The organism is Mesorhizobium sp. M0751 (assembly GCF_040320265.1).
Lineage (GTDB): Bacteria > Pseudomonadota > Alphaproteobacteria > Rhizobiales > Rhizobiaceae > Mesorhizobium.
Map to the genome: position 1 here is coordinate 194,844 of NZ_JAMYPH010000012.1, position 7,204 is coordinate 202,047.

At 60.0% G+C, this 7,204-nt stretch carries 6 protein-coding genes and 1 pseudogene; 3 read left to right on the forward strand and 4 right to left on the reverse strand.

The window, feature by feature from the left end; translation table 11 throughout:
• Nucleotides 1-23: 23 nt before the first annotated feature.
• On the reverse strand, nt 24-1,256 hold the full coding sequence (locus tag NKI19_RS19820; RefSeq protein ID WP_352566758.1) for a trans-sulfuration enzyme family protein: 1,233 nt from the start codon (nt 1,254-1,256) through the stop codon (nt 24-26).
• A gap of 83 nt (nt 1,257-1,339) precedes the next feature.
• On the opposite strand from NKI19_RS19820, the gene pdxR reads away from it, so the two are divergent.
• Nucleotides 1,340-2,836, forward strand: a complete 1,497-nt coding sequence (gene pdxR / locus NKI19_RS19825; RefSeq protein WP_502899314.1) for a MocR-like pyridoxine biosynthesis transcription factor PdxR — start codon at nt 1,340-1,342, stop codon at nt 2,834-2,836.
• On the opposite strand, the gene NKI19_RS19830 is transcribed toward pdxR, so the two are convergent.
• Nucleotides 2,833-3,225 (reverse strand): hypothetical protein, encoded by a 393-nt coding sequence (locus NKI19_RS19830; RefSeq protein WP_352566774.1) that lies wholly within the window; start codon nt 3,223-3,225, stop codon nt 2,833-2,835. The genes pdxR and NKI19_RS19830 overlap by 4 nt on opposite strands.
• A 68-nt stretch (nt 3,226-3,293) precedes the next feature.
• Here NKI19_RS19830 and NKI19_RS19835 point away from each other — a divergent pair, with 68 nt between their 5' ends.
• Both NKI19_RS19835 and NKI19_RS19840 read left to right on the forward strand, forming a co-directional pair.
• The gene (locus NKI19_RS19835) at nt 3,294-4,001 is read left to right on the forward strand and encodes a B3/B4 domain-containing protein (RefSeq protein ID WP_352566762.1); all 708 of its coding nucleotides are present in this window, start codon (nt 3,294-3,296) and stop codon (nt 3,999-4,001) included.
• 439 nt (nt 4,002-4,440) lie between these two features.
• Nucleotides 4,441-4,770, forward strand: coding sequence for a helix-turn-helix domain-containing protein (locus tag NKI19_RS19840; RefSeq protein ID WP_023679674.1), 330 nt, complete (start codon nt 4,441-4,443; stop codon nt 4,768-4,770).
• A gap of 277 nt (nt 4,771-5,047) precedes the next feature.
• Here NKI19_RS19840 and NKI19_RS19845 read toward each other — a convergent pair whose 3' ends face one another.
• On the reverse strand, nt 5,048-6,103 hold the full coding sequence (locus NKI19_RS19845) for a cytochrome-c peroxidase (protein ID WP_352566770.1): 1,056 nt from the start codon (nt 6,101-6,103) through the stop codon (nt 5,048-5,050).
• A gap of 801 nt (nt 6,104-6,904) precedes the next feature.
• Nucleotides 6,905-7,084: pseudogene (locus NKI19_RS19850) on the reverse strand (DUF982 domain-containing protein); the annotation flags it as partial.
• Nucleotides 7,085-7,204: the final 120 nt, after the last annotated feature.

A 7,204-nucleotide genomic window follows, 5' to 3' on the forward strand; every position in this document is an offset into this window, starting at 1 on the left:
GGGACTGGCCGGACGGCAGGTCATCACAAGACGTCCAGAGCCCGCCGCAGGTCGGCGATTAGGTCATCGGCGTCTTCAAGACCCACCGAGAGACGCATGAGGTCCTCGCCGACTCCATCGGCCAGATGCGCATCCTTGCGGATCGGCTGACGAGCACGGGTCAGGCTTGCCGGATGATAGATGAGGCTGTCGGCATCGCCGAGGCTGACAGCCCGGGTGATCAGGTTGAGCCGGTCCATCATCCGCCGCGCGCCCTCGAATCCGGCGTGGGGGCCAAAGGCCAACATACCCGACCCTTGGGACATCTGCTTTCGCGCCGTCACCTGATCAGGGTGCGAGTCGAGGAAGGGATAACTCACCCATGCCACCGCCGGGTGCGCCTCGAGTGCCTGAGCCACCGCAAGGGCTGTGGCGCTGTGCCGTTCCATGCGTAGCGTGAGCGTCTTCAGACCGCGCAGGATCAGGAAGGCTGACATGGGCGAGAGCGCTGCGCCGGTGATGTAGCGCAGGCCCGTCTCGTGCAGCGTGCGGAGCGTTTGCGCGTCGCCGAGAATCGCCCCGCCAAGGGCGTCACCATGCCCATTGATGTATTTGGTCAGCGAGTGGAGCACGAGGTCGGCCCCATGTTCGAGCGGCCGCTGGAGCGCGGGGGAGGCGAAGGTGCTGTCGACTGCAACCTTTACACCGCGCGCGTGGGCGCGCTCGGCAATGGCAGCGATGTCTAGGATGCGGCTCAGCGGATTCACCGGCGTCTCGAAGAAAACAAGCCGGGTCCGCTCGGTAATCGCGGCATCGAGATTTTGAGGATCGGACAGGTCGACCGCGACGACCTTGATGCCGAAGCGGGGGACCGCCTGTTCGACCATGGCAAGCGTGTTCGCATAAAGTGTCTTGTGGACGATGAGTTCATCGCCTTGGGACAGGAGCGACAGGATCAGCGTCCCGAAAGCCGCCATCCCCGAGGCAACGACCAGACCTGCCTCGGCTCCTTCCAGATTGGCGAGCCGTTGCTCGAGGATCTCCGTCGTCGGATTGTATTCGCGCGCATAGAGCCTTCCGCCAAGTGCGGCGGCGGCCTCGTTCGCTGCCACGCTTTCGAATCCATAGGTCGAGGTCAAGAAGACTGGCGGCTGAACGGCATTGGAAAAGCCGGCCGGATCGTAGCCATGATGGATCGCCCGAGTGGCGAATCCGGGACCGGTGTCGTTGAGCGACCGCGTGAGAGCATCCGTTTCGGATTGATAGGAGCGGGTCATTCGGCCTCTAAGATCTTTCTTGGGTTTCCGAAAGATTGACGGCAAACTGGCCAATGTGAAATATCCAGTTAGCAATGAATGAAATGGTCCAGTCTTCAAGTGCCGGTTCTGCAGGTCGCTCGCACGCGATGGGTGCACGCCAGATCTACGAGGCTCTTCGCGAGCAAATCCTCGGCGGCGTCTATGAAACCGGCAGTCAGCTGCCGTCCTCCCGAGGCCTCGCAAATGACCTTGGGGTTTCGCGAACGACGGTGACGGTCGCCTATGACCAACTGACCGCGGAAGGTTTCATCGAAGTCCGTCAAGGCGCACGACCTCGCGTTGCATCCTCGCTGATCGGTCCTGAGACGAGCCGCACGGTCGCGAAACGAGTCGGCCCGGTTCATCTGTCCGCCTATGGCGAACGACTGCGCGTTACGCCGCCCTGGCCGGATTATCTGCCGACTGGACTGAAGGTCGATTTCCGCTATGGCGACCTGGCGCCGTCAGACTTCCCCGCATTGGTCTGGAAACGTGCGATGAACGAGGCGATGGGGCAGCGCCCGTTGCGTCTTGCCTATGACGATCCTCGCGGCTGGCGTGGGCTGCGCCAGGCGCTCCAGGGCTATCTCTGGCGCGCCCGAACTCTGAGCTGCGAGCTCGAGCAGATCATCATCGTCAACGGTTCGCAGCAGGGCCTAGATCTGTGCGCTCGCCTGCTTCTCGATCCCGCCGACCGCTTCGTCATCGAGGACCCGTGCTATAGGATGGCGCGTCAGGTCTTTGCCAGTACGGGTGCCTCGCCCGTCCCGGTCACCGTCGACGAGGACGGGATGAAGACGGAGTTGCTGGCGGGGATCGGGGCACGACTGGCCTATGTCACGCCATCGCATCAGTTTCCGCTGGGCGGCGTCATGCCGATCGCGCGCCGCCATCAGCTTCTGGAATGGGCGCGGCACAACAACGCCTATGTGATCGAGGACGACTACGACAGCGAATATCGCTACGACATCAATCCGGTCCCTCCGCTGCACAGTCTTGAGGACCACGGGGCTGTCATCTACGTCGGCACGATCTCCAAAACGCTCTCGCCGATGCTGCGTATCGGCTACCTCGTCGTCTCGACGGAATTGCAGGAGGTCTTCGCTACCGCCAAACAATTCGCGGACCGACATTCGCCGGTCGCTGAACAGGAGGCTCTGGCCTCTTTGATCGAGAGTGGCGGCTACGAAAGCCATGTGCGGCGTGTGCGCAGGCTGAACGGCGAGCGTCGGGAGGCGTTGTTGGGCGCCTTGCGGCGCAGCTTCGGAGATCGCATCGCTGTCCAGGGAGCAGAGGCCGGTCTGCACGTCGTCGTTTGGTTCGACGAACTGCCGCGATCGCGGGAAACGACCCTGGTCGAAGCCGCCCGAGGCGCGGGCCTGGGGCTGCACCTGATCTCGCCCCTCTACGAGCGGCAATCGGACGAAGGCCACATCGATCGCGTGGGGCTTGTCATGGGCTATGCCGCCTTGAGCATTCGGCAAATCGAGAAGGGCGTTGAGATCCTGCGAGCCGTTGTCAAGCAGGTGCAAGACGCGTTGCCGGGACACGGTGGCTAAAACGGCGGGGACGTGGCGTGCTGGCGAGGAAACCGACCCTTGGGCTCAACCGCATTTCGTTGCAAAGTCAACTGGACTGGGAAAACGCTATGCAACTGGTGCTGTTGATCAGGCCAGTTTGGCGGCAGATTTTCGTGCGAGACGAATTTCCGAGAGCGATGCATAACCGGCAAGGAAAGCTGCTTCACATCCATATCGCGCCCGCTGCCTTTTATGAAATGGAGGATCTGGCGGAGGCGTAGCTTGTTGCCGGCCGAGGCGGGCTCGAGCACCCGCAAGAGATAATCGACGATCTCTACCAGGCCTTGTCCACGGCCGAATGATGGAATTATCCAGCGCATGGTGCGGCATGCACCATGCCGATGCCAGAAGATCTGGACGCTCGACAAGCACCTTTCTTCAAACATTTCCCGAACGACCCGCAGCGCAAAGCCTCCCCATGAGAAAAGAGCATCCCATGTCTTTCACGCCCTTGATTGCCCCCGAGATCAAGGCCCGCTACCCGGATTTTCATCTGATCAGCATTGTGGTGCGGAACGCTGAAATCGACGTGCCGGATGCACAGGCGTTGAACGACACGATTGCGGCGGCGGAACAGGCGGCGCTTCGCGATGACGCCCAAAGGGACGCGCATCTTGCGGCGTGGGCCGTTGCCTACGAGGCTTTCGGCACAAAGGCCAATCGAACGCCGTGCTCGGCCGCCGCGCTTCTCAAGCGGGTGCGGAAAGATGGCTCTCTCCCGCGGATATCCCCACTGGTTGATGCCTACAATGCCGTCAGCGTGTTGTATGGCGTTCCGATTGGCGGGGAGGATCTCGATCTCTACCAGGGGGTCCCGAGACTTTTAATTGCGAAGGGAGCGGAGCCATTCGACACGATCCAGCAAGGTGAAATGATAACCGAGCATCCTGAACCGGGCGAAGTCATCTGGTGCGATGATGCCGGTGTCACGTGCCGCCGCTGGAACTGGCGGCAGGGGCGGCGCACCATGGTCACGGTCGATACCCGCGCCATGTGGCTCGTGCTGGAAGCCCTCGGCCCAATGTCAGCTAAACAGATGACGGCCACCGGAGAGCATCTGATGGGACTTATCCAAGCGTTGTGCCCGGGTGCGCGAATCGAAACCGCGCGAATCGACGAGTCCACTACATCTCGTGTTCCTTAGGGCATGGCCCCATCTTTCGGAGAAACACCCCACTCAGCCCTGTCCGGATCTGGCGCTCCTTGCTCGCTCCGCTGGCCTACACAGTTGATTGCGAACGACCCAGAACGGCTCTCGAAAACGAGCGTCGAACGAAATCAGATCACTGCTTGTTCTCCCTTAGCGTTGTTTGGCGTACTTTTATCGCGATGCCTCCAGTGGGGATGGTCCAAATTGCGCAAGCTCGGTCGAGTGATCGCGGAGAAGCTTAATGTCGACTACATCGAAATTCATGGAGCGGTACGGACAACGGGTGCGAACCCGGGACGTCGTCCCGGTGTCGTCAGGGTCTCCCGTCCGACTGAGCCTCAGTTTTCTTCACGGCGCGAATACTCCTGAGGCCGCCCGGATTCTCGTTAAGAGACAGCTGCCGCTCAGGACGGCCCACGCGATACTCACGGAGATGGTCGATCACGGCAAGGCGTTCGTGACGGTTCCTTGCGTCGACGACCTATTGGCACTGAAGAATGAACTGTCGTCCGCAGGCGTGATCGCGAAGGTTCATGCGCCGCGGCCGATAAGTGTTCGCGAAGTCCGGGATCGCACGAAGCTCTCTCAGGAGGCATTCTCCGTGAGGTATGGCCTCGATCTGGCAACGCTTCGAAACTGGGAGCAAGGTCGCTCGAAACCGGATGCAGCGGCGAATACTCTCCTTTGGACCATCGCCCGGAATCCGGAAGCAGTCGAAGAATCGCTGGATATGGAGGACGGAGTGGCTGCCCCTTCGCCCTAAGGGGGCCGATCACTTCGGCGCGCGGCAATTCGGCCGCCAGCGCGATGGCCGGCCGCCGCGCGGTATCGACAGCGCGCGAGCCTCATGCGTCAGACGCCTTCCTTGGCATGTCGCACGCCAGATCCCAAACATGATTCCATCGCAACGAGCTGGTGACGGAAGCAGTGTCTGCACTTTGGAAACGAGCTATTTGCGTTCTCATGGACGTCGCGACTCGTCTCGTCCAGTAAAAGTCGCAATCATTGTCAATTGCGATGTTCCGCAGTCAGCTGGCCGTTTATTTTCCTAAGATCTGCGTTATAGGCCGGGGTGTTGTCGCCGTTTCGGCGGGTAAGATGGGATAGGCGACCTCGGGTGCCTTTCCGGTCAGCGAGTTGAGGAAGGCAACAAGCAGGTCGACTTCTTCGTCCGCCAGTACCACGCCAAGCTGGGTGGTTCCCATGGTGGCAACGGCCTGTTTCAGATCCCAAACCTTGCCCGAATGAAAGTATGGCGCGGTGAGTGCAACGTTGCGCAGCGGCGCCACGCGGAAAACATAGGAATCGTCGGCTGCATTGGTGACCGCAAATCGGCCCTTGTCTTTTTCCGGCAGGACCTCGGCGCTGGGCTGTTCCACGAGGCCGAATGGGTAATAGGCTTGCCCACCAACGTTGATACCGCCATGGCAGGACGAGCAGCCTTTGTCCATGAAAAGCGCCAGGCCCTGTTTCTGTTCGGAAGTCATGGCGGCGTCATCGCCATTCAGGAAACTGTCGAAGGGGGCCGGCGTGACCAGTGTCGCCTCGAAGGCTTCGATTGCCTTGGCGAGGTTGTCGAAGGTGACCCGATCGGCTTCAGCCCGAAAAGCTGCATCGAACCACTCGACATATTGCGGCATGGACTTGAGCGTGGTGATGACTTGGCCCGGTGTATTGGCCATTTCGATCCCGGCTTGGACCGGTCCCTTCGCCTGAGCCTTCAGGTCTTCGGCACGACCATCCCAGAACTGGGCGATGTTGAAGACAGCGTTCAGTACAGTCGGCGCGTTGCGCTGTCCCTTCTGCCAACCATGGCCGATCGAGGTTTCGTGATTGTCGTCGCCGCCGGTGGCCAGGTTGTGGCACGAGTTGCACGACAAGACGCCTGACGCAGAGACGCGTGGATCGAAGAACAGTGCCTTGCCGAGAGCGATCTTTTCCGGGGTGATCGGGTTGTTGGCGACTGCCGGCGTGGTGGGTGGCAAAGCCTTGAAAGTGGCCATTGCCGTTTCTCTGAGGTCTGCGGGGATCGAATCCGCAGCAAAGGCGGTGGCCGTCAGCAAGGGGACAGCCATCGTACTGAATAGGATTTTCATAAATGATCTCGCTGCGTCGTGCACGCAGCCACTCTGGGATATGCGGCTCATGAACGCCCTGCGCTAGATCAGTTGCGGGAGAGGACCGGGGGTCTGACACCTGTTTTTGCGGCAGAGCTTGGACCGTCCCGGAATTGAACGCTCTTCTCGATTGGATTTTGGGAGGCGGAGGATCGCTGCTCGGCAAGCGGCGGCGCCGGAGCCGTGCTCCGGTTCTCTCTGCGCCTTCAACTATGAAGAAATCGGGGCCACCGTGTCGGATTCGGTTTGGGGCCGGTTATCTGTTCCGCAGCAGGTCCTGCTCGACTTCCGCCTGCCTTCGCCAGATCGACCTTGGCCCAAATCGATCCGCGATAGTGTCTTGTAGCACCTTTGCGGGACGATCTTATTTCGACTGTAGAGGGCCGTTTGGGGTGAGCAGAATTACACGAATTTCAAAGGGCGCCCGAGTAGCTGTTTTGATTGGCTTGTGAGGCCTATAGCCTCCATCGAGCGAATATTGGCAGGCGACGGAGCACAATTTTGGCTTCGTTTATCAGCTGCAATGGGCCAACTGCTTTGCTATAATTACAGGGCAATTTACCGTCATGAATTCGAGAGAACCAAGTCCCACGCAGTGATTTTCACACCGGAAGCGTTGCAGTCCTGTCGCGAGAAGCTGGTTTAAAACAAGATGATTAACATCGCCATAGCGCGCAAAATATTGTTTGTTCGCTATAGTACGCTCCAGATGCCGGCGAAATCTCGATACAATAACCTCGTCGGCGTAACCCGCCCCAGCCTCACATACGACTGCGACGCCTACACTTGCGCTTTTCCACTGCCCGACATGCAGGCAGCGAGCCATTGCATCGCGGACGTTGCATCTTCCAATATGGCGACCTGTTCCCCAAAGCGGAAAAAAGTCTTGCGCGCTGCGCTCGCAGGTATTCGTCCGTTGTATGCATCAAAGCACGCCGTGAGAGCGGCTTCGTAGATCCGGTCTCTGCGATCTTCTGGTAAGCGCCTCGCCGATCACCTATGGGTTTGGGCTTGATGTTTTCCGGAATCGCCAGGGCATGAGTTCCTCGATCTGGCTCTGTGGATGGCCGTTGATGATGG